Annotated in this window: 1 protein-coding gene; it reads left to right on the top strand. The window is 35.6% G+C overall.

Features of this window, described 5'->3' with window-relative positions; all coding sequences use genetic code 11:
- Positions 1 to 151: 151 nt before the first annotated feature.
- Positions 152 to 866 (top strand): winged helix-turn-helix domain-containing protein (locus BCT81_RS04790; protein ID WP_102423398.1); only part of this gene is annotated, 715 nt, incomplete at its 3' end.

Genomic DNA, 866 nt, shown 5'->3' with positions numbered 1-866 from the left:
GTGATATAGGATAATTAAATCCTTTCTAGGATTCATTTCAATTCTGATTGGGCGACTGTGTTTATCAAGTTGCTTACTAGGTATAATTGATCTGTGATTACAATCGATGTGATTTTATGAATCTAAATGCTTTAATGAGGTTTTTCTATCAATGAATGTAGAATTTGATAGTGGGAAAAATAAAATAACTTATCGAGAAAAGGAATTACTGCTCAATAATAACGAGTTTAAATTAGCGATTCTTTTATTGGAAAAGCAAGGAGAAATGGTCGAAAAGTCGACCATATTAGATACAGTTTGGAAGAACAAGGTGGTGACTGAGGGGTCGATAAAACGAAGTATTTCGCTTTTGAGAAAGGCCTTTTATGATCTAGAGGCGAACGTTGAAATTACGGCATTCCGTGGTGTTGGTTACAGCATAAGCACTAAACTGAATGTGTTTATCGATAACGCACTGATAAGCCTGGACTCAGAAGAGCCAGAAATTGAAAAGAGCGAGCCCTTATATCAGGAGATTACAAGCAAGATATCAACCAAGGCAAAACCTATTTTAACGCTCTTTATTAGCTTAAATCTTGCTGTTGGTGGTTATTTTTTGTACCAGGATTATGCTTACTCAGGTTTATCCCAGATCTCACCATATATGAAAGATTCGTTTATATCATCAGATTACCATTTAAAGGTCTTGGAGAGTCAGGCTGGTAATAATATCAACCTGATCACTTTAAGGGATCATACTGCGCCTAAGCTATTATTGAACCTTATTAGTCAACTGAATACCGATATGACGCTATTTTATCAAGTTGAAGGTAAGAAGGTTTACTTCGCCTATGCGTTAGAAGATATATCGCAAAACTCTTATGCTA

It is taken from the genome of Vibrio sp. 10N.261.52.A1, from assembly GCF_002876325.1.
Lineage (GTDB): Bacteria > Pseudomonadota > Gammaproteobacteria > Enterobacterales > Vibrionaceae > Vibrio > Vibrio chagasii.
The sequence above is the reverse complement of the archived record's forward strand: the minus strand, read 5'-3'. Positions and strand labels throughout refer to the sequence as shown.